At 34.4% G+C, this 26523-nt stretch carries 22 protein-coding genes and 1 pseudogene; 10 read left to right on the top strand and 13 right to left on the bottom strand.

Going from position 1 to position 26523, the window contains the following annotated elements:
- Positions 1 to 50: 50 nt before the first annotated feature.
- Positions 51 to 1343: an interleukin-like EMT inducer domain-containing protein gene (locus ACEN2N_RS18025; RefSeq protein ID WP_441825625.1), complete on the top strand. Its 1293-nt coding sequence runs from the start codon at positions 51 to 53 to the stop codon at positions 1341 to 1343.
- Here the strand turns inward: ACEN2N_RS18025 and ACEN2N_RS18020 are convergent.
- From ACEN2N_RS18020 to ACEN2N_RS17995, 6 genes are all read right to left on the bottom strand, one after another.
- Complete coding sequence (locus tag ACEN2N_RS18020; protein WP_441825624.1) at positions 1333 to 2640, bottom strand: YaiO family outer membrane beta-barrel protein; 1308 nt, start codon at positions 2638 to 2640, stop codon at positions 1333 to 1335. The genes ACEN2N_RS18025 and ACEN2N_RS18020 overlap by 11 nt on opposite strands.
- A complete protein-coding gene (locus ACEN2N_RS18015; protein WP_441825623.1) occupies positions 2640 to 5021 on the bottom strand; it encodes a sulfatase-like hydrolase/transferase in 2382 nt (793 codons plus the stop codon). Before ACEN2N_RS18015 ends, ACEN2N_RS18020 begins: the two co-directional genes overlap by 1 nt.
- A gap of 6 nt (positions 5022 to 5027) precedes the next feature.
- Entirely contained in the window at positions 5028 to 6458 is a 1431-nt protein-coding gene (locus tag ACEN2N_RS18010; RefSeq protein WP_441825622.1) for a glycosyltransferase family 2 protein, read from the bottom strand.
- On the bottom strand, positions 6451 to 8586 hold the full coding sequence (locus ACEN2N_RS18005; protein WP_441825621.1) for a HEAT repeat domain-containing protein: 2136 nt from the start codon (positions 8584 to 8586) through the stop codon (positions 6451 to 6453). Before ACEN2N_RS18005 ends, ACEN2N_RS18010 begins: the two co-directional genes overlap by 8 nt.
- Before the next feature lie 206 nt (positions 8587 to 8792).
- A complete protein-coding gene (locus ACEN2N_RS18000; protein WP_441825620.1) occupies positions 8793 to 9158 on the bottom strand; it encodes a response regulator transcription factor in 366 nt (121 codons plus the stop codon).
- 1 nt (position 9159) lies between these two features.
- Entirely contained in the window at positions 9160 to 10920 is a 1761-nt protein-coding gene (locus ACEN2N_RS17995) for an ATP-binding protein (protein ID WP_441825619.1), read from the bottom strand.
- A 142-nt stretch (positions 10921 to 11062) separates the two neighbouring features.
- Between ACEN2N_RS17995 and ACEN2N_RS17990 the strand changes: the two genes are divergently transcribed.
- The gene (locus tag ACEN2N_RS17990; protein ID WP_441825618.1) at positions 11063 to 12352 is read left to right on the top strand and encodes a dipeptidase; all 1290 of its coding nucleotides are present in this window, start codon (positions 11063 to 11065) and stop codon (positions 12350 to 12352) included.
- Here ACEN2N_RS17990 and ACEN2N_RS17985 read toward each other — a convergent pair.
- On the bottom strand, positions 12349 to 12753 hold the full coding sequence (locus tag ACEN2N_RS17985) for an acyl-CoA thioesterase (RefSeq protein ID WP_133687533.1): 405 nt from the start codon (positions 12751 to 12753) through the stop codon (positions 12349 to 12351). The two genes, ACEN2N_RS17990 and ACEN2N_RS17985, sit on opposite strands and share 4 nt — an antisense overlap.
- Positions 12754 to 13025: 272 nt before the next feature.
- Between ACEN2N_RS17985 and ACEN2N_RS17980 the strand changes: the two genes are divergently transcribed.
- Entirely contained in the window at positions 13026 to 13436 is a 411-nt protein-coding gene (locus ACEN2N_RS17980) for a glyoxalase (RefSeq protein WP_441825654.1), read from the top strand.
- Here the strand turns inward: ACEN2N_RS17980 and ACEN2N_RS17975 are convergent.
- Positions 13425 to 14105, bottom strand: a pseudogene (locus tag ACEN2N_RS17975) (DUF2461 domain-containing protein). The gene ACEN2N_RS17980 and the pseudogene ACEN2N_RS17975 overlap by 12 nt on opposite strands.
- 94 nt (positions 14106 to 14199) lie before the next feature.
- Here ACEN2N_RS17975 and epsC point away from each other — a divergent pair.
- Complete coding sequence (gene epsC, locus ACEN2N_RS17970; protein WP_441825617.1) at positions 14200 to 14991, top strand: serine O-acetyltransferase EpsC; 792 nt, start codon at positions 14200 to 14202, stop codon at positions 14989 to 14991.
- Positions 14984 to 15871 carry a cysteine synthase CysM gene (cysM, locus tag ACEN2N_RS17965; RefSeq protein WP_441825616.1) on the top strand — a complete coding sequence of 296 codons (888 nt, stop codon included), beginning with the start codon at positions 14984 to 14986 and terminating at the stop codon, positions 15869 to 15871. The genes epsC and cysM overlap by 8 nt, the downstream gene beginning before the upstream one ends.
- Positions 15872 to 15938: 67 nt before the next feature.
- Here cysM and ACEN2N_RS17960 read toward each other — a convergent pair whose 3' ends face one another.
- The 3 genes from ACEN2N_RS17960 to ACEN2N_RS17950 all read right to left on the bottom strand — a co-directional run bounded on the left by ACEN2N_RS17960 (position 15939) and on the right by ACEN2N_RS17950 (position 18583).
- Positions 15939 to 16475 (bottom strand): hypothetical protein, encoded by a 537-nt coding sequence (locus tag ACEN2N_RS17960; RefSeq protein ID WP_441825615.1) that lies wholly within the window; start codon positions 16473 to 16475, stop codon positions 15939 to 15941.
- 194 nt (positions 16476 to 16669) lie between these two features.
- On the bottom strand, positions 16670 to 17764 hold the full coding sequence (gene corA, locus ACEN2N_RS17955; RefSeq protein WP_441825614.1) for a magnesium/cobalt transporter CorA: 1095 nt from the start codon (positions 17762 to 17764) through the stop codon (positions 16670 to 16672).
- Positions 17765 to 17797: 33 nt separating this feature from the next.
- Entirely contained in the window at positions 17798 to 18583 is a 786-nt protein-coding gene (locus ACEN2N_RS17950) for a tRNA pseudouridine synthase A (RefSeq protein WP_441825613.1), read from the bottom strand.
- 301 nt (positions 18584 to 18884) lie between these two features.
- On the opposite strand from ACEN2N_RS17950, the gene ACEN2N_RS17945 reads away from it, so the two are divergent.
- The 3 genes from ACEN2N_RS17945 (at position 18885) to ACEN2N_RS17935 (ending at position 21837) form a co-directional block, all read left to right on the top strand.
- Positions 18885 to 19367: a hypothetical protein gene (locus tag ACEN2N_RS17945; protein ID WP_441825612.1), complete on the top strand. Its 483-nt coding sequence runs from the start codon at positions 18885 to 18887 to the stop codon at positions 19365 to 19367.
- A 278-nt stretch (positions 19368 to 19645) separates the two neighbouring features.
- Positions 19646 to 20344 (top strand): response regulator transcription factor, encoded by a 699-nt coding sequence (locus ACEN2N_RS17940; protein ID WP_441825611.1) that lies wholly within the window; start codon positions 19646 to 19648, stop codon positions 20342 to 20344.
- Positions 20341 to 21837, top strand: a complete 1497-nt coding sequence (locus tag ACEN2N_RS17935) for an ATP-binding protein (protein WP_441825610.1) — start codon at positions 20341 to 20343, stop codon at positions 21835 to 21837. Before ACEN2N_RS17940 ends, ACEN2N_RS17935 begins: the two co-directional genes overlap by 4 nt.
- A gap of 58 nt (positions 21838 to 21895) precedes the next feature.
- Here ACEN2N_RS17935 and ACEN2N_RS17930 read toward each other — a convergent pair whose 3' ends face one another.
- Together ACEN2N_RS17930 and ACEN2N_RS17925 are read right to left on the bottom strand one after the other, a co-directional pair.
- Positions 21896 to 23365, bottom strand: a complete 1470-nt coding sequence (locus tag ACEN2N_RS17930; protein WP_441825609.1) for a magnesium chelatase — start codon at positions 23363 to 23365, stop codon at positions 21896 to 21898.
- A gap of 18 nt (positions 23366 to 23383) precedes the next feature.
- Positions 23384 to 24535, bottom strand: a complete 1152-nt coding sequence (locus ACEN2N_RS17925) for a vWA domain-containing protein (protein WP_441825608.1) — start codon at positions 24533 to 24535, stop codon at positions 23384 to 23386.
- Positions 24536 to 25040: 505 nt separating this feature from the next.
- Between ACEN2N_RS17925 and ACEN2N_RS17920 the strand changes: the two genes are divergently transcribed.
- Positions 25041 to 25781: a DUF1853 family protein gene (locus tag ACEN2N_RS17920; RefSeq protein WP_441825607.1), complete on the top strand. Its 741-nt coding sequence runs from the start codon at positions 25041 to 25043 to the stop codon at positions 25779 to 25781.
- A gap of 137 nt (positions 25782 to 25918) precedes the next feature.
- Positions 25919 to 26434, top strand: coding sequence for a hypothetical protein (locus tag ACEN2N_RS17915; RefSeq protein WP_441825606.1), 516 nt, complete (start codon positions 25919 to 25921; stop codon positions 26432 to 26434).
- Positions 26435 to 26523 lie beyond the last annotated feature (89 nt).

The following is a 26523-nucleotide window of genomic DNA, read 5'->3' as shown; positions in this document are numbered from 1 at the left end:
GTTTTTAATATACTGTCAATCAAATTTCTTTGATATAAAGTATATAATTCATGAAAAGCCCCCTTATAGCCATTAAATTTTTAAAAAATAGTTTTCTTTTATTTTTACTATTAATAGGATGCTCCCTAAAAGCAAATACAGAAAATCATAAAAACCTTGTCGATAAAAATACCATGTCTACAGGGGTGGTATTAAACAGTCATAGTTTTAATACCCATGAGCGAAGTACCTTCACCTTTCTCTCACAAACGGAAGCTGTAGAACGCGGACTAACCGTCATTCATTTTCAGGCTAATGATCAAATTGAGTTCAAGACTTTTGACACCTATGGTAGTAAAGAAGATGTAAAAGCTTTTTTAGAAGTACTTACACGAATGAAAGCGTCTAATGCAATCTTTGCAATATTGGCACATGATTCTGCAGCAGCGCAATTAACAGGTTTCGAAAAGCAATTATACCATTTGGGCTTTATACAATTAAGTAGCTTAGAAGGGCGTCAAGCTTATGTGATGTATAATTTTAATGGCGCGATTATAGAACAGGTTGATGATAACTCCATTACCCAAACCTTAACTTTAAATACGCCCATTACTACAAATGAAATTTATTTTCCTAAAGAGGTGTATGAATTTGAGCCTAACGTAGACCGCTATATTGCCCATGCAGGTGGAGAAATTAACGGGGTAAAATCTACCAACTCTAGGCATGCATTAGATGAAAATTATAAGAAAGGCTTCCGTAATTTTGAATTGGACATTATAGAAACATCTGACGGAAAATTAGTTGCAGCACATGATTGGAATATGTGGGCTCGTTTTACAGATTATACGGGAAGCTTACCTCCTACCCATTCCCAATTCATGAAACAGAAAATTTATGGCGATTATACGACCTTAGATATGGATAGCATAAATACCTGGTTTAAAAATCACCCAGATGCTACGTTGATTACAGACAAGGTTAATGACCCAATTGCCTTCGCCGACGCCTTTGTAGATAAAGACCGTCTAATAATGGAACTATTTAGTGTTATGGCAGTTGAAAAAGCATCAGAGTATGGTATACATGCCATGATTTCTCAAGAACCATTATTGTCTATTAAAGGAGATAAGGTAAATTTCTTAAAAGTAAATAACGTAAAACACGTGGCACTATCTAGAAGAATAATTGCAAGTCAGAAGAAATTGATGCTGCAATTAAAAGAAGCAGGTATTAAGGTGTATGTATATAATGTAAACTTTGATGCAGGTAAAGATGAACAATACGTATACGATAATGAGTTGGGGTTAGTCTACGGGTTGTATGCCGATAAATGGATAGCTGTGATGAAGTCTAAAAATTAAACTCGTACGTTAAACCTGCTGAGATAGAGTAAAAATAACTACCCGGGTCAAAAGATTGCTCTTGTCGTAGCACTCCCACATTTGTTCTATAGGCACTTAAATTGTTTTTACTTGTAAATTGGTACTCTAAACTTAAACGTTGCGATTCAATATACAATAGTGTTTCTGCTAACAATTGATCTCCCGAGGTAAATTGCCTCAGCTCAGGTGAAAAACCGTAACCGACATTAATACCCATATAATTATCAGCATCCTTCAAATACTTACGTACCAATAAATTTCCAGAAACATTGGTTAAGTTATCGACCGCTGGGGTAATGAATGAGCGTAAAGAGAAATAGTAATTGCCCTTATAATACCCTATTGAGTTGGTAATGGATTTTATATCTCTAGTTGTAAAGTTTATAAATCTACCTCCGCCAGAGAATTCTAAACCACTTTTATGGTTGTAATAAATATCGCCACCAACTTTATGATTAGGATACAGATCTGATTCTGAATAACCGTAATTGACGTAAGCGTAGAAACCTTTTGCAATTTTAGGATACAAATCAATGTCTAATTGAATTCCGTTTTTACCTACTCTATTACTATTGTTAATTCTTGGAATAATAGACCCAAAGGGAGTCTGTCTTTTATAAGCAATACTTGATGTGGTAATGGGGTCAAAACGCTTATCAAAAACAGTTACAGAACTATTTACCATTACAGAGTTCTTTAGTTTCTCTTCTGTAACAGGTGTTTTTCTCACTAATTCTTCGTTCTTATCACCAATATCTTTTGCTAACGTTGCCTTCTGTTTTTTGGCTGTTACTAATTTAGTTTTGACAGCACTCTCAACATTATACCAACCATCATCATCATACGAAAAACCATTTATCCCCTCGGTAGCTAGTGCTTTAAGTCTTATAATTTCAGAATCCTTTTCAATATACACCAGAGCCTTATTGGAAAGACCCAATGCCGTGGCATAATTTTTAGCATACAATTCATTTTTAATTGCTGAGATCCATACCTTTCTATTATTTTTGGTATTAGATAGAATAGAGTTGAACGACGAGCGTGCTAAATCATAATCGCCACGCCAACTTAACGTTTTCGCCCATAATAATGAAGTATCTACATCTGTAGCCGACTTATTAACCAATACATACAGCATATTATGGGCAGTATTCGTTTTGCCCTCATAAGCCAATGCATATGCCGTATCAAAATTATCAGCAATATCTTGACCAGTACCACGATAGATACCGGCTAATAGAACCAAAAGAATGATATGTAAGTACTTCTTATTCATTATTTAATAGACGCTATTGTTTTTGCGGGTTCTTTTTTTTCTGACTTATGTACTTTAATACCTGCATTTCTTGCAATAGTACGAGCCCTTGAGATTTTATCTGCGATTTCATTGGCACTAGAACTATTTTCTTGAACCTTGTCTATTAATTCTAAACCTTCTCTCAACTTATCAGACCAATAATAAACATCGAATAGCGCAGCGTAAGAATCTATGTAATTCGGATTAATAGAAATGCATTCTCGTAAGATTTCCGCAGCCTTTTCATGGTTTCCTTTCCATGAATAAACCCTACCCATTAATATTTTGGTATCTATATGGCTAGGCGCTCCAGAAAGGTTGTAACGACATAACAATAACGCTTTATCCCATTTTTTATTCCATGCTAAATCTCTAGCCTTAAAATAGCCTTTGTCAGAATCTTTACCATCGTAAACACTGTTCAGCCAGACCGTTTCACTATCGGTAAATTTTTCTTTCTGAACGGTGAAAATTGCCAAACTATCAGGTATAATCTTGTTCTCTGTAGTAACGTAATGGTTTACGGACTTAAAACGTTCTAAGGTAGATTCAATAGTACCACCACCAAAAGCAGAGCTGATATCCATATTCTTATCTAGTTGCATAATATCACCATCTGTATACAGTTTTTCGCCACTTATGTATTCCTTCAATTCGTTCTTATTTCTCATTAAAGGAATGTTCTTTGTAGATCTAAAAGCAGTTTGCATATCTATGGCGCCACCCATCCAAGCGACTTTTTTAGGCATTTTTAATTCGTACGAACCATTTAAAAGCGCCAAAATAGTGGGAGTAACATCAAAATGAGAAGAAACAGAACTCATCTTTCGTGTAGATTTCAGCATTGGGCTGTACATAATCAACGGTACATGAAAACGGCTGATATTATTACGCTGTGGAATTGGAATTAATCGATGATCTCCCGTTATAATAAAAATGGTATTTTCATAATTTGGTTGCGTTTTATAAGATTCCATAAACCACTTAATAGAGCTGTCGGTGTATAAAAGCGTGGCAAAGACATTGTCATTTTTTTCAATGACTTTTTCAACTCTAGAATCGAAACTTTTTGTTGAAAGTATGTTTTCAACTTTGGCTTCAAATACATCTTGACTTGGCGGAATAAAAGGTTCGTGGGTACTAATGGTCATGTATACCTCTAACCTAGGTTGGTTTTCTCCTCTTTCTAAACTGATACTTTTTTTGAATAATTCTAAATCTGGAAAACCCCATGAAGATCCAGCCGCATCTTCTGCCTGCTGTTGATACTTATTTCCGAAGCCTGATTTATCTAACACAAAATCAACATTCTCACTTTTAAGAAATCTGTCTACCTTATCAAAAGAACTATTGGTACCTTGATAAAATGAAGTATGATAACCGTTATTTTTAAGAACACTGAACAGGGTCAATTTATTAGGATATTCCTCTAATTCCATAAAACCACTTTTACCAAATGGTAACGAGCCTAATAATGAAGGTAGCACGCCAAAGGTTCTACCGGTATTACTTAAAAAATTCTCCCAGTATAAAGATTTAGTGGTCAATGAATCTAAATATGGCGTGAATCCGCCATATTCGGCACCTTCACCAACAAAATCTCTGCCCAGACCTTCAACCATTATAAAAACGATATTAGGTTTTTCCTCTTTTAATTCGAAGTATTGACCAAGTACATTTTCAATATTCGAGCTTTCTACTAATGGATATTCTTCTGTTGAAGTGTACGAGTTGTCTTCAGTAGAAGAATTGTAAAGGTTTACAGCCAGGTATTGTACTTTGTTTTGGTTAATAGGTTTGCCATCTGTAAATAAAGAGGCAACGAACAAACTAAATAATACAATGGTAAACGGGTACATTTTACTAATTCTGTTATAAAATTTAGAAGTGATTCTGTATAGTATTAAAAATAGACTAATTAAGATAGTCGAAGCAATTAGCAAATACACTGAAATAATATATCCGCCAGAATTCGCTATGGTAATTTTCATATCAGCATAACTATACCCCAATAAATCTGAACCTAAAGGAACTAAGGTGGTACAGTAATATGCAGTTAGCATTGCTTCGATAATCAAAACAATACTTAGCAAAACAAATACCAGATTAAAGCCATATTTGGAACGTAGATTTTCCCAAAAGTTAAACGGAAAAACCATAACAATACCCATAAGCGCGGTAAAGCCAATTTGGTGTACAATTGCTTTTAATAAACTAGTGGACAAAATAGAATCTAGAACTCCTTTATAGTATAGTATACCATATTGAAAAAGCGTCAATACCAGCAAACATCCAAAAAAGGACATCATAAGCCGCGTATACTGCTTTAAGGAATATCTATCTATTTGACTTGTGTTCATTACTTATTATGATGCTTTTGCAAAACCTTTTCTAACTTGGGATCCCCAACCAGATTTTATCTTGAATAATTTTTTATAGTTACCCCTTACCGCAGCATATACTACAATTGGGTGAAAAATGAAAGGCTCTAAAATAGCTAAGCCCATTAATATTAGTATGTCTTTTGTTTTTCGGTATTGATTATAGGAGTATACATCCCACAGAATAGCATAAAACGAAATCATGATTGAAAACAAGAATATGGCTAGCGTAATCATTAAAAAGAACTCCCAGTTAAGAATACCTAAATAGGCAAAAAGAAGAATGGTAAAAAAGCCAAAAAACTCCAATAATGGAGAAAGCCATTCATAGAAAAACCAATACGGGTAACTTAATAAACCTAACCTACCATACTTTGAATTAAACAGCATGTCTTTATGCTTGAACAAGGTTTCTAGATTTCCACGTGCCCAACGGTCACGTTGATTTACAAGTATTTTAAGGTCTTCAGGAACTTCTGTCCAACAAAGAGGATCAGGTATGTATTCAATAGTATATGGTTCTTTTCTATCATGCATATAACGACGCATTTTAAAAACAATTTCCATGTCTTCACCAACAGTATCGGTATCATAACCTCCAACCGCTAATGCAATTTCACGTTCAAAAAAACCGAATGCACCAGAGATAATCAGTAGACTATCGATTCTACCCCATGCCATTCTACCTAATATAAACGAACGGGTATACTCTAACAATTGAAACCTTGCCAGCCAATTCGTCGGCAACCTAATTTCTTCAAGCTTACCACCTTGTATGATACAAGAATTGGCAACACGAATTACTCCGCCAACGGCAATAACCCTTTTCTTAGAACGTTGAAAAAATGATTTAACAACGTGTAATAAAGCATCTGGTTGTAATAGGCAATCTACATCGATACACCCTACATACTTGCTAGTAGATAATGAAACCCCGGCATTTAAAGCATCAGATTTACCACCGTTCATTTTGTCGACAACGGTCAGCTTTTCAAAAGCCCTATTCTTTGATTTGTAAATACCCCGAACTGGTTTAGATTTCCAATCGGGATCCATATCGACATCAATTTTCTCAAGGTCATAAGAATCAATTAACTTTTGTAGCGTATCATCTTTACTACCATCGTTCACGACCATGACATCGTAGTTAACGTACTGCAATGATAATAATGAACGTATATTCTCAACTATAGTCAACCCTTCATTATACGCGGGAGCAATAATAGTTATTGTCGGTGCTAAAGGAGAAGCCATTATTTTAGAAATATCTGTAAAACTGTTTTTATTTCTGTAATGAATAGAATTTCTGGTAGAGAAATATGCCATTAGAGAAAAAAGTGTAAAAAGAATCATAGTAAAAACAAAGAATACAAAATTGATATATTCCAATACCACACCAAATAGTTCACTATCCATTTTTCTTTCTGTATAAGGAGTTGGACATGGAACATAATTGATCGAACAATGTTGAACCGTTTTTGTTTGATGCTATTCTTCTTTTAATAGACTCGTTCAATTCTAACTCAAAATCAACCTCAAACAGTGAATTTTCTTCTGTTTCTATTTCGGGTTGTACGGTAATTTCTAAGTGAGATTTTATATGCTCTAAAGCCTCTGTGGCTTGTTCTACAAGTTTTTCAGACGCTGTTTTTATTATGCTTTCCAATAAATGGATTTCTTTCGCATCACCAATACTTTTAATTTCATTTAAAAGAATGAGCTTGGTTTCTTCATCCGCAAGATTGTAGATTTCGGTAAATACACTTTCTGCTAGTTCATTCTCTGCCGAAAATAATTCGTTAGGTCTTAGTGAGCCGTATGAGAATTTTCTAATAAGTTCATTCGCTCTTTCAATTACTAAATCTGAAGTAGTACTATCAATAATTTCATGAAGTAAAATTAACTCTCTACAATCTCCAAGTTCAGCAATATTTTCAAGCAAAACCATAGTATCTAATTCTTCTTGAGACATAAAATTCGCAGTAAAAACAATACTATCATTTTCAAGAGAATATAATTGATTATTACTTTCCTCAACTTCGATATCTTTAGTACAATCTTTTTGGGCTATTATCGATGACCAATCTATACTTTCAATATCTTTAGTGGGTATCACTTCATTCAAAACTTCAGTTTCAATTACCTCTTTATGTTCATTATAATCATCATCTAACTCAAATAAGGGTTCAAATTGTTCTTGAACAAAAGTTGAAACTGGTTCTTTAAAAGTTACCTCTACGGTAACCAATGGTAAAAAGTCTATACTTAATTCTTCTTCTATATGCTGCTTCTCTTCAAGTTCTTCTTCCTCATTTTTATTTTCTTCTAGCAATTCAATTTCATGATTAACATTAGGTAACAATGATAGGTCAATTTCATTTTCAACATCTATAGTATCTATTTGTATTGAAGTTGGTTCAGTTATGTTTTCCGATTGCACTAAAAGGTGTTCAATAGTATCTTCTTCTATTACTTCTTCTGAGGTGCCAGCAAGTTCATTAGTGTTGTCAACTACATCAACAGTTACGTTTAATATTTTTTCTTCTTTTAATTCGACTGTATTCTCTATTATAGGCTGTTCGATTACAACTTCTGATACTGATTCGATAAATTCATCGTCATCATCAAAATCATCGATGCGCGATTTTGTTTCATAAAAGTCTGGCTTAGATATATTTTTGGTTGGTAAAATTCTTTCAGGATCAATTTTATTCAGCGTGCCTATAACCTTACTTTTTATATTAAAGTTGCGTTCTGTTAAATGCAGATTTTCTAAAAAAGAGGCTTCTGCTTTTGTACCTAATTCACCAATGGCATCTAAAATTGCTATTTTGATATCATTACTAGCCTTGGAATACACCAATTTTAATGTGATTAAAGCGCTCACGAAATGAAAATCTTTAATACACTCAATAGCTTCTGCCTGAATATCTCTGTTCTTATGCTTTAAAAGCGTTATTATAGATTGTTCGGCACCGTTCTGACTATAATATTTAATCAAACGTAAAGAAAATAAAACTACATGGGTATTGGTAGAAGTCAACCAGAGTGCGAATTGTGGCGGAGTATAATTAGGTTTATGCCTAAGTACATCTAACAACTTTAGTTGTTGCCATTCAGCAATCTTAAACTTTGTATTGTCAAGAAAATACTTAATGCCTTCTTCTCTTAGGTTTACTACTGCAATTTCTGCCTGTTTACGAATGGTGCTTTGTCTATGGTTAATGAATTTTATAATTAGTCCATATGACTCGTCAACTTCCATGGTGGTCAATTCTACTATTCCGCTAGAAACGACTTGCCATTTTCTACTCCCCATTTTTTTATAAGCATCGTGGTGTAGTCCTAAGTCTTTATATAATTCAATTAACACTGATTGAGATTCACCAGATAAATCTTTTCTTAGATCGAGCAAAACCTCAGTAAGCACATTTCTATCGAAATTATTCTTTATTAATTCTCTAATCTGAACTTTTAGATTTAGGTAATTCATTTTTTCCTCCTTAGTATTTGAATCCTCATAGAATAAAAATTCGTTAATCATGGGGGAAAATTCAATCTTCTTGTCTTTCCTTCGGTGGTTATTTGAGTTAATGTTATTTCTTATTACAAATACTCCAACGAAATAGATAACCGCCAACACAAAAAATAATATAGTCAGCCACCAGAGATATTCTAAATTGAATTCTGGTGCTGTTATTATCGATATTTTAATTTGATTAGGGGGAATCAACAAATTTTATCTATTTTTTACTTTTCTATTTCTCTAGCTATTCTAACTAATAATTCAGTTGGACTTACTGGCTTAGTGATGAAATCATTTGCACCTAATTCAAAAGCGGTGAGAACATTCTGTTCGTTACCAGCTGATGATATAATAATTATAGGTGTATTAGATTTTAGTTCGTTTCGTACATAATCTATGAGCTCGATACCAGAAAAATAAGGCATCATTATATCGCTTACTATAATGTCGGGCATAGAATCTTTTAAATATTCTTTTACCTCTTTACCATTAGCTGAATGGTGTACTGCATAACCACCTTTCTTAAGCCTGAAAATTAATAAAGAGGCTAATAGTTGGTCGTCATCTGCTAATAGTACGGTTTTACTCATATTATTTTTTATTCATTAATGTTAACTCCGCGGTAAGGTTCTCTTCCAACAACGGATAATCGATTAAGAAAACTTCATATAATTCTTTTACTCTTTCTACTTTGTTTGCTTTACAACTTGCCTCTATATCAACGATTAATTTTCGCATTCCGTCAGCCTTTATCATTGCAAAACCTGCTTTTAATTTATGTGCAGATAAGGCGACTTCTTTTAGGTTATCGGTTTTTAAATGAATGGTAACATTACCAATGAACTCAATGGCATTCAATTTAAATAATTTTACCAGCTCGTTCAGCATATCTATCTCACCAAAGCAATCTTTTAAAAGATGATTTAGATCAACAACCGTGGTTTCTTTAGGTTCTATCATTGGCTTCTGAAGTATTGAAGAAAAATCTTCGAGTTCAACTTTACTTTTTTTATTCTTTAAAATAATCGTCATTAAATCGTTTAAGCTGTATGGTTTTAATAGAAAATCGTTAATACCTATTGCTTTACATGCTGCACTATCCTGTTCAGTGAAATCTGCACTAAAGGCAACTATAGGTATTGACTTGATTTTATCGTTTTGGTGAGTTCTAATGACCTTGGAAACCTCAAATCCGTTTTGGGTAGGCATTTTTAAATCCATTAGAATAAGATCCACATTACTAGAATCAAGAATTTCTAAACCTTCAGTTAAAGAAACATTTGCATGTACCTTACAACCCCATTTCGTTAATTGCTCAACAATTAGAAGTGTATTCATTTGGTTGTCTTCAAAAACCATAATCTCAGTACCTGCTAATAAATGCTGATCTTTTAAATTCTTAAATGGTTTTTTCGATATTTTAGAAGCACCTATGTTTTTACCATTAGTGTAAGGCAATCTAAAGGTAACCGTAGTTCCACTATCGATGATACTTTCAATTTCTATATCTCCCTTAAGTTTCTCAATAATTTCTTTTGTAATCGTTAAACCGAGTCCCGTACCGCCATATTTACTTGAAGTATCTACCTCTGCTTGCGTATAGCGGTTAAAGATTGTGTCTATTTTTTCTTTAGCAATGCCAATACCGGTATCTGCTACAGAAAATTCTAACACACAATGGTTATCATAAGATTCTTTGCTAAACACTTCTAATTTTATAAAACCTTGCTCAACAAACTTTACAGAATTACCTAGAAGGTTGAGCAGTACTTGAGATAATTTTGAAGGGTCACCCTTTATAATTTTAGGTACATTCTCATCAATCTCCACTAAAAGTTCAATTTTGCGATCAACGATTAAAGTTTCGCATAAGAACATTACATCTTTAAGTAAACTATGTAAGTTGAAATCGACCGTTTCAAAATTGGAAGCACCGGAAGAGATTTTAGAATAGTCTAACACTTCATTTATAAGCTTTAATAATGTATTAGATGCAAACTGTATGGCATCTACCTTTTTATGTTGACCACTAGTTAGTTTTTCATCGTTCAGTAAATTGGCGAAACCTATAATACTGTTCAATGGGGTTCTAATTTCATGACTTATATGCGTAATGAATTGTTTTTGTGAAATCTCTTGATTTTCATCATTAAAGGGTTCGATAGAACTCGAAACAACCGCAACTTTTTTAGGCTCGTAAATATGATTTTCTAAACTAGCTCGAAAGGTATTAAATGAACCTTTTAAGATCTTAGCATCGTCGGCACTTAACTCTTCAAAAGAGAACTCGCTAACGGTTCTTTCTAGTTGAGCTAATTGACCAAGTAAATCCTTAGTTTTTGAAATTGACATAAATAGATATTCTTTAGTTTAAGGGGGTTGGTATTTATTATTACCTAAAAATGCATCAATACTGTTGCGAGAACAATAAAATGTTCCCTAAGAGTGGTTATTTGTTGTGAATACACTTAAATTGTAGGTCTAAACTCACTTCATGAAGCAGCTTATCTATTTTCTGTGTCTTGCAACAATTATCTCTTGCGGAGAAAAAAAAGAAAAAATTGAGGAATCTAACTTAGAAAAAGCACATCGAATTCACGATGATGTTATAACCATTGATACCCATAATGACATTAATGTTAAAAACTTCTCAGACAGTGTAAATTACAGTCAGAGGTTAGATACGCAAGTAAACTTACCGAAGATGAAAGAAGGCGGTTTAGACGTCACCTGGCTTATCGTTTATACAGGTCAAGATACGTTGACGGATGATGGCTATGCCAAGGCAAAAGAGAACGCAATGTCTAAATTTGATGCTATTCATAAATTGTGTGAAGAAATTGCTCCCGATGAAATAGAATTGGCTTTAACCTCTGCAGATGTAAAACGAATTGCTGGGGCTGGAAAAAAAGCTGCAATGATCGGAGTTGAAAATGCCTACCCTATCGGTACAGATTTAACCCAATTTAAAACGTACCATGATTTAGGGGCACGTTATATTTCTTTGGCGCACAATGGCCACAGTCAATTCTCTGACTCCAATACCGGTGAAGCAGATGATGTATGGTTACATAACGGATTAAGTGAATTAGGAAAGCAAGCGGTAGTAGAAATGAATAAGCTAGGGATAATGATAGATGTTTCGCACCCTTCAAAAGAAGCTATGAAACAAATGATAGCATTATCAAAAGCACCAATTATAGCATCACATTCGTCTGCAAGAGCGTTATGCGGACACAGCCGTAACCTAGATGATGAGCAATTAATGATGATGAAAGAAAATGGAGGGGTGGTACAAACCGTAGCATTTAGCTCTTATTTAAATACAGAAAAGCATGACGCCAGAGCTGCATATATGAAATCTGTTTACCAGAAAGTTGCTGATTCATTAGAAATAGCTTGGTATGAGCGTTCTCAGTTTTCAAGTCTGTCCGATACGGAAAAAGAAGCTTTTATGGAAAACTACCCTAAAGTTCTTGAAATTGGTAAGGGTTTGGTTGAAAATAGAACTGATGCACCAGCGGCCGTAAATGTCGCAGATTTTGTAAACCATATAGACTATATGGTGAAATTAATAGGTATAGACCATGTCGGTATAAGTTCAGATTTTGATGGTGGTGGCGGTATTGAGGGGTGGAACGATGCATCAGAAACCTTTAATGTAACGTTAGAACTTGTAGAACGCGGTTACTCAGAAGAAGACATTGCAAAATTATGGGGCGGTAACCTTATGCGTGTTTTAGACGAGGTTCAAGCTCAGGCGAAAATATTGGGTGAGATTTAATAATCTTCACCCAAGGCTGCCAAACGATCTTTAACGAACTCAATTTTTGTTTTACCATGCGGAGTCGGTTTTCCATTCTCCCCAAGGTTCACCATAATTATATTATCGACCGTTACAATAGTCTCATGGTTCATTTTATTACGAACCTCGCAATTTAAGGTCAACGATGTTTTACCAAATTTGACAACTTCAATTCCAATTTCAACAACATCACCTTTTACAGCGGCGCTCATAAAATTAATCTCAGACATGTATTTGGTAACTACCTTTCCATTTTCTAATTGAATAATTGCATATAATGCGGCCTCCTCATCTATCCAAGCTAGTAATTGACCTCCAAACAATGTTCCGTTAGAATTTAAATCACCAGGCTTCACTAATTTTCTTGTATGAAATCTCATAGTTTCCTTTTTAAAAAATTACGGTACAAAGTTATGTTGAAAAAAAGGAAAATTACTATTTTCAATGGTATAGCAACTACGAATTGCCAAAAGTAGCAATTGTAGTATTTAATAGTTACATTTTAATAATTGTCTCTAGAGAGAATTATGATAAACTTAATTTACAGTCTTAATTATTGCTTTAAACGATTATGTTCATAACAGGTTAAAAACTTCTTTTAGGTGGTAATCATGAGTTTTATCTAATACGTACCTTTAAATAAAATCAAAAAATAATGGACAGGACACAGCAATTGCAATCAATTCGACCAAAAATTACCTCTGCCAAAATTATGCCCGACATGAGTGATGATGAGCGGTTTCAGAATGAAACATTGCGACCGATAATTAAGTTTCAGAACGATTTGTTATTGGCTTCTTTTCAGAATTACATTAAAAAAATGAAAAATACCTTTTACGAGCTAAAACTTGAAAAACGGTTAGATTATATTGCCAAAGCCATTCAAAAAGACATCAAATATAGAAATTCATTAAAAGGAATGATTATAGGTCATTTTACCGTAGAGGAGTACGAAAACTACATTCAAAACTCATCTGCCTTGAACAAAAGAATGATGAATATGGTGGTAAAAAGATTACAAGATCAAATTCAAATTTTTGAGAAGCATGAACTAATCCAATAAAGATTCCCCATTCATCGTAGTCGTTAAAATACTACTCATTAGATCGAAGTATGGTCTAATAGTTTGAAAACAATCGTTCACCTCATTTGCAAAATTATTGGAGAGTACTTCGTCATCAGTAATTTTTTTCACAAAAATAAACTGCTTCATTCGTATAAATTCTATGTTAGGGTCTTCTTTATCAAAGCCTTTTGGTGCTGTTTTTAGTTCATCGCCGACCATTGGTCCCCAGACCATTTTAAATTTAGTATCATTAATAATTTCAACAAGTTCAGTAGTATCTACCTGCCACTCTTTTCATATACGCAGTAAATCTTCCTTCTCCGGATTCCAGAATCCTGCTGCCACAAAGCTATTACCTGGCTCAATCTGTAAATAATATCCACCTCTTCTATGTTTACCGGCTCTAGAAAAAGAAGCAGAAAAATTACTTTTATAAGGAGTTTTATTCTTTGAAAAACGAACATCTCTGTAAATTCGAAATACCTTCATTTTTTCAATTTCATCATGTGCTTTAAGTAATTCGAACACATGATTAAAAAAGCTTTTTACCTTCGTCTCTTCTACTTTAAACGCTGACTTATGTTCTGCAAACCACTCTCTATTATTATTTTTTTTTAGTGTGTTTAAAAATTGAAAAGTACCTTTTGTAATATTCGTTTCTAACATACGACCTAACTCTTGTGATTTTAAGCTAAAGTTAACCATAAGAAGAGAAGTACTTTTAGTTATTTGGTTAATTTTGATTAATTAATGCAAACACATGGACCATCGATCTATAATCGAGAAGATTAATACACATAAGAAACAGCCGAACTTAAGATTTCGATTAAAACGAAATACAGAAAAGTTTACCGACCTACTTTTCTATATGCTATTTGATATTGAAACACCAGTAGCCGAAAGTTTAGATATACTTGAAAAACAATTTGATGAACTTGTAGATTTAGCTTGTTGGGAGAGTGACAAGCCTTGTAAGAAAGTTTGGGAGAACTACGTAGAAAAGCTTCCGTTAGTTTTAGAAAGCTTAAATCTTGATGCAGAAGCAACCGTAAACTGCGATCCAGCCTCATTATCTATTGAAGAAGTGTATATGGCTTACCCTGGTTTCTATGCTATATCGGTATATAGGTTGGCGCATGAGTTATATAAAACAGGCTTTCCATTGGTACCTAGATTAATGACAGAATATGCACACAGGCAAACAGGTGTAGACATTAATCCTGGCGCACAAATAGGTAAATCTTTTCATATTGACCACGGTACAGGAGTTGTCATCGGAGAAACGGCCATTATCAGAAATGACGTCAAAATTTACCAAGGTGTAACTCTAGGCGGACTTTTTGTTGCCAAAAAATTACAGCAGACCAAACGTCACCCGACCATAGATAATAATGTAACCATTTATGCAAATGCTACCATCTTAGGTGGCGATACCATTATAGGTGCAAATAGTGTTATTGGCGGTAACGCTTGGATCACAGCTTCAGTACCACCAAATTCAACGGTTTTTCATAAACCTGAAATTAAAATTAAAACATTACCGCATGTCTAATACTTTATTATCACTAATTGGCAATACACCCTTGGTTAAGTCAAGAATTCTCAATACAAACCCCAATGTTTCTCTTTATTTTAAATTAGAGGGGCATAACCCAGGCGGCAGTGTAAAAGATCGCGCAGCTTATAACATGATAAAAACAGGTTATGACAATGGCGATTTTACCGTTAATGACAAACTAATTGAAGCTACCAGCGGAAATACAGGTATTGCTTTAGCGATGATTGCGGGTGTTTACGGACTTGATATTGAATTGGTAATGCCCGAGAATGCTACAAAAGAACGCGTACAGACCATGAGAGCGTACGGTGCCAAAGTAACCTTAACATCTGCTGATGTAGGTATTGAAGGCGCAAGAGATTATGCTGAAAGTAAGGTTGCCAATGAAGGATATATAATGATGAACCAATTTGGAAACGAAAACAATTGGAAAGCTCATTATAAAACTACTGGTCCTGAAATATGGAAAGATACCGATGGTAAAATAACCCATTTTGTATCATCTATGGGTACAACAGGTACAATAATGGGTACTTCTACCTTTTTAAAAGAGAAAAACAGCAATGTACAAATAGTTGGTGTTCAACCAAGCGATAATGCCAGTATACCGGGTATAAGAAAATGGCCGCAAGAATATTTACCGAAAATATTTAATCCTAAAAAAGTAGACCGTATTATGGAGGTCAATGAACTGGAGGCCAAAACTATGGCTCGGAGATTGGCAAAAGAAGAAGGTATTTTTTCAGGTATGAGTAGTGGCGGCGCAGCGACGGTTGCATTACGACTAGCTCAAGAATTAGACCACGGTGTCATTGTTTCTATTGTATGCGACAGAGGTGATCGCTATTTGTCTTCAGATCTTTTTGAACTATAAAAGTTTGAAAATAATATATAAAAAAGAGCCGTGTATACGGCTCTTTATATTTGAAGATATCTGATTACTAATTTTTTAAAGTAACTGTATCGTTAGGCTTGCTATATTCTTGAACAAGAAATTCTAGGTTCTCGCCCTGTTCATTTGTAAAAATATAAGTGGTTTTCTCATTTAAAACCTCTTTACTTTTTAAATTTATATTTTCTACAATTTTTAAATTTTCACCTTCATTCATAGCAACAACCAATTCATCATTTTTTGAGACAAGTACGAAGTCCTCTGGTGTGTTCGATTCGTAGCTGAATACTATTTTTTCATCAAATTCGTCATCATCGTCATTATCGATTTGAACGGTTTTAATGATGGTAGAAACAGCATCTACTACTCTATCTTGATCAATTTCACCTTCATCTTCTTCAGAAGTTTCCACACTATTTAATCGTGTTGTAGTTATTTCTACAGTGTTTTTAACCAATTTTTTTCCATCATTAGTTGTGTACGATTTAGAAATTTTGGTATCAAGTACTTCTGAATTTTTCTCTTGTGCCCATAAGCCGCCAGATAATAATAACAATGCCGCAATAGACATATAAGCAGTTTTCATTTTCATATATTTTATTTTAGAGTTTATAAAAGATTCGAAATACTGTGAGTGACAGTAATTAAATCGCTAATATCTTGTATTCAAGATACTAGCAAGTTATATGAAAGGTAACGATAGCAATGACCCATTAAAATTATTCTTTAATGGAATTGATTTTGAGGCATATAATGAAAACTGATTTTTTTAGTTTTGGATTAAAGCCATTTTTTCTTTTTGAAGTAAAAAATCATTCCCACCAAAAGAGCGATCATTACTACCCAAACTACATAATACCCATATTTATAATGAAGCTCTGGCATATGGTCAAAATTCATACCGTAGATACCTGCAATAAACGTCAAAGGAATAAAAATGGAAGCCATAATGGTTAGTACCTTCATAACCTCGTTCATTTTATTACTCATGTTACTCATGTACATTTCCATTAAACTCATAGACATTTCGCGATATATCTGTAAGCTCTCATTAATTTCCATGGTGTGATCCAATACATCACGTAAAAACAGTTTCGTGTCTTTTGTAATGAGTTTATTTTCGGTATCTATCAACCTGCTAATCAGCTCTTTGACAGGGTAAATCCACCTTCTGATTTTTAATACTTCTTTTTTAAGCTGCTGAATATTTTTAGCAACTATAGGCTCAGGATTCTGATAAACCTCTTCCTCTAAATTCTCAATTCTATTATTTAAGTTTTCTATGGCTAAAAAGTAATTATCGACCATAGCGTCCAGTAAAGCAAAAAACAGGTAATCTGCTCCCCTAGTTCTAATACGACCAAGTTTACCGGTAATACGCTCTCGTAGTCCGTTAAAAACATCAGCCTTCACTTCTTGAAAAACTAAAACTGTATTTTCATGTAAAACTATTGCTATATGCTCGCCGACAATTTCATCTTCCTCAGAAATGTATAACATTCGAAAGACCCCAAAAATATAATCTTCATACTCATCGATCTTGGGTCTTTGTTCAGTGTTGACGATATCTTCAAGCACCAAAGGGTTCAAGTTAAAGTGCTTGCCTATTTTTTCGATAAAAGGTTCGTCTGTTATACCAACAACATTAATCCATGATATTTTATCTGCTCGTTCCTCTTTAAAAAAGTGCTCTAAGTTTGTAAACTCGGCAGTTTCAAAACCATCAGAGTTATAGGTTGTGCTGTAAATTATACTATCACTAAGCTCTTTATCGCCCATGTAACTTATGGTACCCGGTGCTTTACCTAGCTTATTCTGCTGGCGAGACTTTTTCTTTTTACGTTTAGGGAAGTTGAGCTTCTTATTTACTGCCATGAACAATTTTTTATAAATATATTAAACTACAAACTAGTTTCTGAACTGAAGCTTGTTTAAAATTAAACCAGAACCAGGTGCAATAGTATTTAGTTTATGAGTAGACCCTGTAAGTAAAGAAGCCTTAATTTCTTCTAAAGTGATCTCGTTTTTACCAAGCTGTACCAATGCCCCCATGATCATTCGAATCTGATACCTTATAAAACCTTTCCCTTTAATTTTTAATATATAACTGTGTTCAGGAAAAAAGTTAGCTGTTAAAATATCATTGGGAACAATACTACAAGATTCAATTTCTCGAACTGCAATTGTTGTAGGTTTTATCGATGCCGTGTACACGCTAAAATCATGCATCCCTTCAAACAATAAGGCTCCCTTCTTCATTAACTCCAAATCTAGATGGTCTAGATAATTTGTGATAAAAGGTGCACTAAACGGATGGTTTTTGCATCCGAAGGAAAAGAAGTAGGTGTACTCCTTCGTTTTACTGTCCTTTATAATGTTAAAATCTTGATCAATAGGTGCTATCGAAAGTAAACGAATATCTGAGGGAAGGTTTTTATTAAAATCCTGTATAAAAACATCTAAATCTTCTAATGGTTCTTCAACGAAAAGTTCAAATGCACCATCTAATGAAGAAACTTTAGCATCGGTTCTACCTGCACCCAAAATTTTATAGGGTGTATCGGGGTATAAAAAGGTGAATGTCTTATCGAGCATGCCGACAATTGTGCGTAGCTTAGGTTGCACTTGCCAACCATTAAATCTAAAGCCTAAATATTGCAGTCGTACCAAATAACAAAAACGCTGTTTCTTCATAGTGTAAATGTAATTACATTATCATAATTACTAAACACATCGTGTAAATTGTCTTCTTACCAATCACCTGCCAAACCCGGTTTTAAACAGATTATCACACTATTAATTCCTACAGTAGTATTATTAGGTAAATTATTGTTAATGTTTAAAAAAAGTAGTAATATTAGTATGTGGTTACCTTAAAATATAAGGTCTTGAACAACAAAGTTAGCCGTTTGTCGATTTGTTTGGAAAAAACCAAAATCATACCATTACTTGCAGCAAAACTATGGTTCCCCTTAGACCATAAAAACTAAATTTTATGAATTCTATTAAAGGATTATTTACTTGGAAACGAACCTTAATTGTTTCAATTGTTGTACTTTTTTTATTGAATATCTTTAGTTTTTACGGTTTATATACCAATAAGTTTTACTTTTTTAAAATTGACAATTACATCTTCCCTATTTTATCTATTATACATTTCGTCTTTCTATATGTACTCTGGTTTAAAATTAAAGAGAAAGAATTAAGTGACCCGCCAATGCGAACGTTAGAATATATTCTTTATATCATTTCATTGGTATACCTATATAAATTGGTAGAAACCATGATTGTATTGTCCAGTTACTCTGATTTTGAAAATCATCTTATACCGGGTACATTCTTACCTATCGGTTATTTAATGTTGACATTATACGCAGTCTTATTATTGGTAACACTTTTAGCTGTAGTATATAGAAAAGAAATGGTCGGCACTTATATATTCGATGATATGAACCAACATGTTGACCACTGGAAATAACTAAAACTCAGAAATTATATGTAGCCCTCGGTAAGTAATTATCGAGGGTTTTTTATTTGGAATATTTTAATATAAGCGATGTCATTCTTAAAAAAAATATGCCTAAGATTGCTTTTAAACTACAGAATTATAACGAAAATTTTCTGTTAAAATCCGCTAGCACTGTAATTATCAGGGTAATACTCGACTGACTTACAATCTAAATTACAGTGACTAAGTCTATTTTCTGTTCGTTGTGATTTTTCTGTGATACTTTTTTTCTTTATTCGTAATTGATTATGAAACGTATACTTATTATTGAAGATGATCCTGAAATCATTAAGCTACTAGAGCTACATCTTTCTGATGTAAGTTATGAAACCACCATGGCAATGGATGGAAACGAAGGACTAAACTTAGCCCTAGAAAATGATTACGAGTTAATTCTATTAGATCTTACCCTACCTGGCTTGGACGGAGTTGAGATTTGTAGAAAGCTTCGCACTACCAAAAATACCCCTGTAATTATGTTAACCGCAAAATCTGAAGAAATAGATCGTGTTTTAGGCTTAGAAATAGGTGCAGACGATTATATGACGAAGCCCTTTAGTATAAGAGAGCTTTTGGCAAGAATTAAGGCAGTACTTCGAAGATCAAATAAAGTAGAAACAAAACAGTCCAATACTTCAGTTATTTTGGCTGAAGGACTCTCAATTGATATTGATAAGCGAAAAGTAGTATTAGGCGATTATAAAATAGAATTATCACCCAAAGAGTTTGAACTGTTGGTGCTAATGGCTTCTAACCCTGGTAGAAATTATACTAGAACCGAGTTATTGAATATCATATGGGGATACAATTTTGAAGGCTACGAGCACACGGTAAATTCTCATATTAATAGGTTGCGAGCCAAAATAGAATCTGATATGGCAAACCCAAATTACATTTTAACAACTTGGGGCGTGGGCTATAAATTTAATGAAGAGATAATGGCATGATAAATAACGAAAAAACACTTACGCCCAAGTTGGTCAAAAAATTATGGATAGCCTTTATATTCTTAATTATTTTGATGGGGGCGTCATATATATTCATTACCGGATATCTGACATTAAACTACAACCAGGCAATTACACAACGAATTAATGCTAATGTTGCAGATCACGTAATTCAAGAAAAGTTTCAAAATGCCGCACCTTTTTTAGAAAATGGTACCGTTAACAAAGCCCTTTTCGGAGATCTTATGCATGATATGATGGCCGTAAATCGAGGTATTGAGGTCTATCTTCTTAATAAATCTGGCGACATACTATATTCTGTAGTGCTAGAGCACAACGATAATGAGCCTATGAAATCAGTTTCTCTTGAGCCTATTCATAAGTTTATCGAAACCAAGGGCGAAGAATTCATTTTAGGTGATGACCCTCTGAATTCTAAAGCACAAAATATTTTTTCTGCCGCACCTTTTTCTGTCGATGGGCATGAGGGGTATATTTATATTATAGTAGCAGGTAAAGAATTGGCACTCATAAGCGATAACCTCTTCGGAACGTATTTTACCAAACTAAGTATAGGTGCTATAGTACTCACCATGCTTTTTGCAGCTCTGGTAGGAATATTAAGCATTTGGTTTTTGACTAAAAATCTAAGATTAATAACCCAGACAGTACGAAAGTTTCAAGAAGGTGATTTAGATATTAGAATAAAAAATCCTGAGCAATCAGATATTGAAGTAGTTGCTCTGTCTTTTAATGAAATGGCAGATACCATTGTAGATAACATGGATAAAATGAAATCTGTCGATAATCTACGTAGAGAGCTAATCGCAAATGTATCTCACGATCTTCGTACGCCATTAGCTGTTTTAAAAGGATATATAGAAACGTTGCAAATTAAGAAAGACACTCTTACTAAAAAGCAGAAAGAAGAATATTTACAGATTACACATGATAATATCGATAAACTATCGGGATTGATCAATCAGTTATTTGAGTATTCTAAATTAGAAGCTGAACAGGTAACCCCTATAAAAGAGCCATTCTCCATTACAGAACTTTCACATGACCTTATTGCCAAATTTAGGCTGCTGGCGGAACAAAAACAGATCCATTTGCAGTTAGACAATCCTGAAGAAAACTACATGGTTTATGCCGATATTGGATTGGTTGAAAGAGCGTTGCAAAATTTAATTGAAAATGCAATCAAGTATACCGAACCTAAAGGAAAAGTAACACTTAGCCTAATAAAGATGGGCAAACAAATAGAAATCAATATTACCGACACCGGCAACGGTATACCCTTAAATGATCAACCATTCATTTTTGATCGCTATAAGCAAGTAGATGAACATACCAAGAAACAAGGACTAGGATTAGGCTTAGCTATCGTTAAGAAAATAATGGATTTACATGATACCACTATAGTGGTTCTAAGCAAACCCTATGAAGGAAGTTCTTTCATATTCAAACTGCCTGCTTATCAATTACAATAGTTTAAATTTTGCTATGAAAAAAGAGAAAGCCCTATCCGATTTGGATAGGGCTTTTTTACTAAATATCTTTTAAGAAACTACTATAGAGATCTTTAAATTCAAATCCATCAGTAAATCGTTGTTTATTCAATTTCTTGTAAGAGACCAATCCCCACAAAAGAAGCTCTTTTAAGAAATACACATCTTTAACATCATAATCTGGTTGATGCTCTTTCAATAATTGATTTAAAGCGGGTATGCTATCTAAAGCACGTTTGTACTCTTCGTCAGTAAAATCGTCCATCAATTCAAAACCTTCACCTTGAAAAAACCAATGTAACAATTCGTCATAAACCGTTTCTTCATCTTTACGTTCTAGTTTATTGATTTTTGGGAAATACGTTGGGAATAATGTTTTAACAGCGTCATCTATCAAAATTGCCGCAACTCCGTCTGCTCCCTCCTGCTCACCTTCATATACTAACTCAATCTTTCCAGTAATAGAAGGTATAATCCCAAGAAAATCACTTAATCGTACCATAGTGTGATTACCGCCATTTAACAATGACCTACGCTCTGCTGTACTTAACAAGTTTTCAAAAGCGGTAATACTTGTACGTGCACTTACACCACTCTTTGCATCTACATATTCGCTTTCACGAGCTTCGAAAATTATTTGCTCTAACAAGTCTTTTGCTAAATCTGGCACATAGACAGCATCAGTTTGTCGTGAATCTAACTTCGCTTCTTGCTCCGTAATTTTTCTGGCAATTTCAATATCATCTGGGTAATGCGTTAATATCTGAGACCCAATTCTATCTTTCAGCGGAGTAACAATACTACCTCTATTGGTATAATCTTCTGGGTTTGCCGTAAATACAAATTGAATATCCAAAGGCAATCTCAGCTTGAATCCGCGAATCTGAATATCTCCTTCTTCCAAAATATTGAATAAAGACACCTGAATACGCGCTTGTAGATCCGGAAGCTCATTTATTACGAAAATACAACGGTTGGCACGAGGTATCATCCCAAAGTGAATCACCCTATCATCTGCGTACGATAACTTGAGGTTTGCAGCCTTAATAGGATCTACATCTCCGATTAAATCTGCTACCGTAACATCGGGAGTGGCAAGCTTTTCAGCAAAACGCTCATCTTTATGCATCCAAGAAACAGGAGTATCATCGCCTTTTTCTTTGATGAGCTCCATGGCATATCTAGACATCGGCTTCATAGGATCATCGTTAATTTCAGATCTTTCTACAACAGGTATGTATTCATCTAACAGATTCACCATTAAATGCGCCAAACGTGTTTTCGCCTGGCCACGTAATCCTAATAAATTAATATTATGACGAGATAAGATTGCACGCTCCAATTCAGGAATAACAGAATCTTCGTAACCCCAAACCCCAGGAAAAGCATCTTCTCCTTTTTTTATTTTATCGATAAGGTTGTCTCGCAACTCATCTTTTACACTCTTAGTTTTATATCCGGCAGCTTTTAACTCCCCTAGTGTATGTATTTTTTTATAATCTAATTTCATAAAATGTTTTCTCTTTTCTTATTTCAATCTTTTTTTTCTATTCGCCTCGTAATCTTCAAATATCATTTCCCCTAATCCTTTTAATCCGGTGAAAAATGCCTTCCCTTTATTTGCCTCGGTAAAGTGACGAATAAACTGCATTAGATAAGGATCTTGTGCAATCATAAAAGTCGTTATCGGTATATGAAGTTTTCGTGCCTGTCGCGCCATATTGTAGCATTTCTCCACAATAAAATCATCTAGTCCGACACTATTCTTATAATAGGTACCATCGGGCATGCGAAGACAACTTGGCTTACCATCGGTAATCATAAATATCTGCTTATTGGTATTCCGTTTTCTACGAAGCATATCCATCGCCAATTGCAGACCAGCAACGGTATTGGTATGATACGGACCAACTTTTAAATACGGCAAATCTTTAATCGGTATCGGCCAGGCATCATTACCAAATACTAGAATATCTAAAGTATCTTTTGGGTATCTGGTTGTAATTAATTCCGCCAGCGCCATCGCAACTTTTTTAGCGGGAGTAATACGATCTTCACCATACAAAATCATACTATGGCTAATATCTATCATTAGAATAGTACTCATTTGGGCTTTGTGTTGTGTATCTTCAACAACAAGATCATCTTCGCTTAGCTGAAAACTACCCATACCATGATTGATCTGAGCATTTTTAAGGCTCTCGGTCATAGATATGTTTTCTAGACCATCGCCATAACGGTATTCTCGCAAGTCTCCCGTATGCTCATCTCCTTGTCCTGATTTACCGGTTTTATGGTTACCAGCACCACTCCGCTTCAGTTTACCAAAAATTTGATCTAAGGCACGTTGACGAATAATACGTTCCATTTTTGCGGTGATGGAAATATTTCCGCCACCAGCCCCCTCTTCGCCTTCTTGTCCGTCGCCACCGCCATCTTTAAATTCTTCACGTATGTAACCCTTAGCCTTTAAATCTTCAATAAAGTCTTCAATGGTATAGTCTTCTGTAGTTAGTTCATATTCCTTATCCAGTTCGCGCAGCCAATCTATAGCTTCGTCAAAATCGCCAGAAGTATGAGTAATAAGCTCTTGAAATATATCAAATAGCTTATCAAAAATCGATTGTTCGGGTGCTTCGTAAGTTTCAAAGCGGAATCCTTTTCTTTCATTCATAGCCATAGCATAAAATTAACACTTTTAAGGTGGACGCCCGTAGTATTTAAGAAATGTTAACGTTGTTGTTTAATGTTTGCTTTTCGCTAGACGCTAAGCGCTAGACGCAATTCGCTTTTTCATATGCGTTTAGAAAATGGCCCATGGCGTGCAGCACCTGTGCATGCGGTTCTCAAGTTCGTCTTTGCGAGGAGCTTTTTGCGACGAAGTAATCTTTTTGTTTCGTGTACTTAAGACTCATATTGCAATGCATGAATGCGATAAGCGCGTGGTTTGTTGCGTTCAGCGTTCAGCTCGCAGAGCACATTGCGTTTTGCGCATAGCGTTTTAATGAAGTAACTTCGGCTACGCTCAGTCACCGGAATTTAGTCATACTATTTCCGAATAACGAACAACCAACAACCAACAACGAGCAACTAAACAAAAGATCATCAATAAACAACTAACAACCATCAACCAGCTCAAAAGCTTTTTATCCACTCCGCCAATATGGGAAGGAGAACAGTTTGGCGTGGCGCAATTTGAATTTCCTGAGGTGGATGTGAATGAGATTACTCCGATAGCTATACCTGAGAAATTGCGGTTGGGGCATCAGATGGAATATGTCTGTAAGCAGTTATTAGATGTAAGTGATGCATATACAGTTTTAATACATAATATGCCTATACGCGACGGAAAACAGACTATTGGAGAAATTGACTTTATACTCAAAGAGACAGCCACGCAGCAATTGATACATGTAGAACTTACCTATAAATTTTACTTAATCGATACAGCAATTGAGAATCCTATTCATCAATTAGTCGGACCAAATAGAAGTGATGCATTTTATAAAAAGTTAGAGAAAATTAAGAACAATCAATTCTCTTTAATACATACCAGTATTGGGCAAAAAGCACTTTTAGAGAAAGAAATAGATACTACAAACATTAAACAACAGGTGTGCTATAAAGCACAATTGTTTCAACCCTATAAAATTGCTTCTTTAGATATATCACCAATAAACTCCTATTGTATTGTGGGCTACTGGCTACGAATGGCGGAGTTAAATTCTCCTGTATTTATGGATCGCAAATTCTATATCCCTACTAAAAGTGAGTGGGTATTTCATCCATTTGCAGAGGTCGCATGGGTTTCTCACGATGAAATTGTTATAGCCATTACAGAGCACCTAAATAATAAAAGTGCTACCATGATTTGGATGAAGAAGGGTGCTACTGAATTTGAAAAGTTTTTTGTGGTTTGGTGGTGAGTTTATGTGTTTTAAAAAAAGCACCTCATTTGTTTATAACTCTTGAAAAGTAGGTTTTATATTATTTAGTAATTAGATTACATTTAAAATGGTGATATATGTAATTGTACACATATCCGTACGTTGGCAAACATTTGATGAAACGACAAATATTGAACATAATCGGACTGATTTTAATAGTAATTATAGCTATTGAATTTGCAATTTATTATTCCGAGTTTAATTTAGTGAATGACCAAACATTGGAAATCGGAATGACAACACTAATCGTTTCTCTGGTTTTTATTTTCGTGTATTTCAAAAAATGGAGTTACCGAATTTTACTTGGATTACCGACACTCATTTTCGGAATAATATTTTTAGGACTTGAGGCAATTGGAATTATGGCAGGCTCTGAAAAAACAAGTTGGAATTGGAAAATTGGAGAATATGAAATCCTTTATGCAAATATGGAATTTTATGCTGGTCCTGGAGGAAAACCATATCTGAAATTGCGAAAAACCTATTTTTTTGACCAATTTTATAAAACACTTGACAAACAAAAAACGGAAAACACATTTTTGGAACTTGGAGTTGGAAAAAAACATTGTCATTTAATATTTGAAAAGACAGGAATGGAATTTGACTTATGCGAGAAAAAACAGCTGAAATAAAAAACGATTTGCCAATCGAGTAGACGGCCGTGAGCTGTAAAGCCCACGGTGCGCCTCTCACACCACCGTGCGTACGGGTCTCGTACACG

Origin of the sequence: Maribacter spongiicola (assembly GCF_052119685.1) — a bacterium.
Taxonomy (GTDB): Bacteria; Bacteroidota; Bacteroidia; order Flavobacteriales; family Flavobacteriaceae; genus Maribacter; species Maribacter spongiicola_A.
The sequence above is the reverse complement of the archived record's forward strand: the minus strand, read 5'-3'. Positions and strand labels throughout refer to the sequence as shown.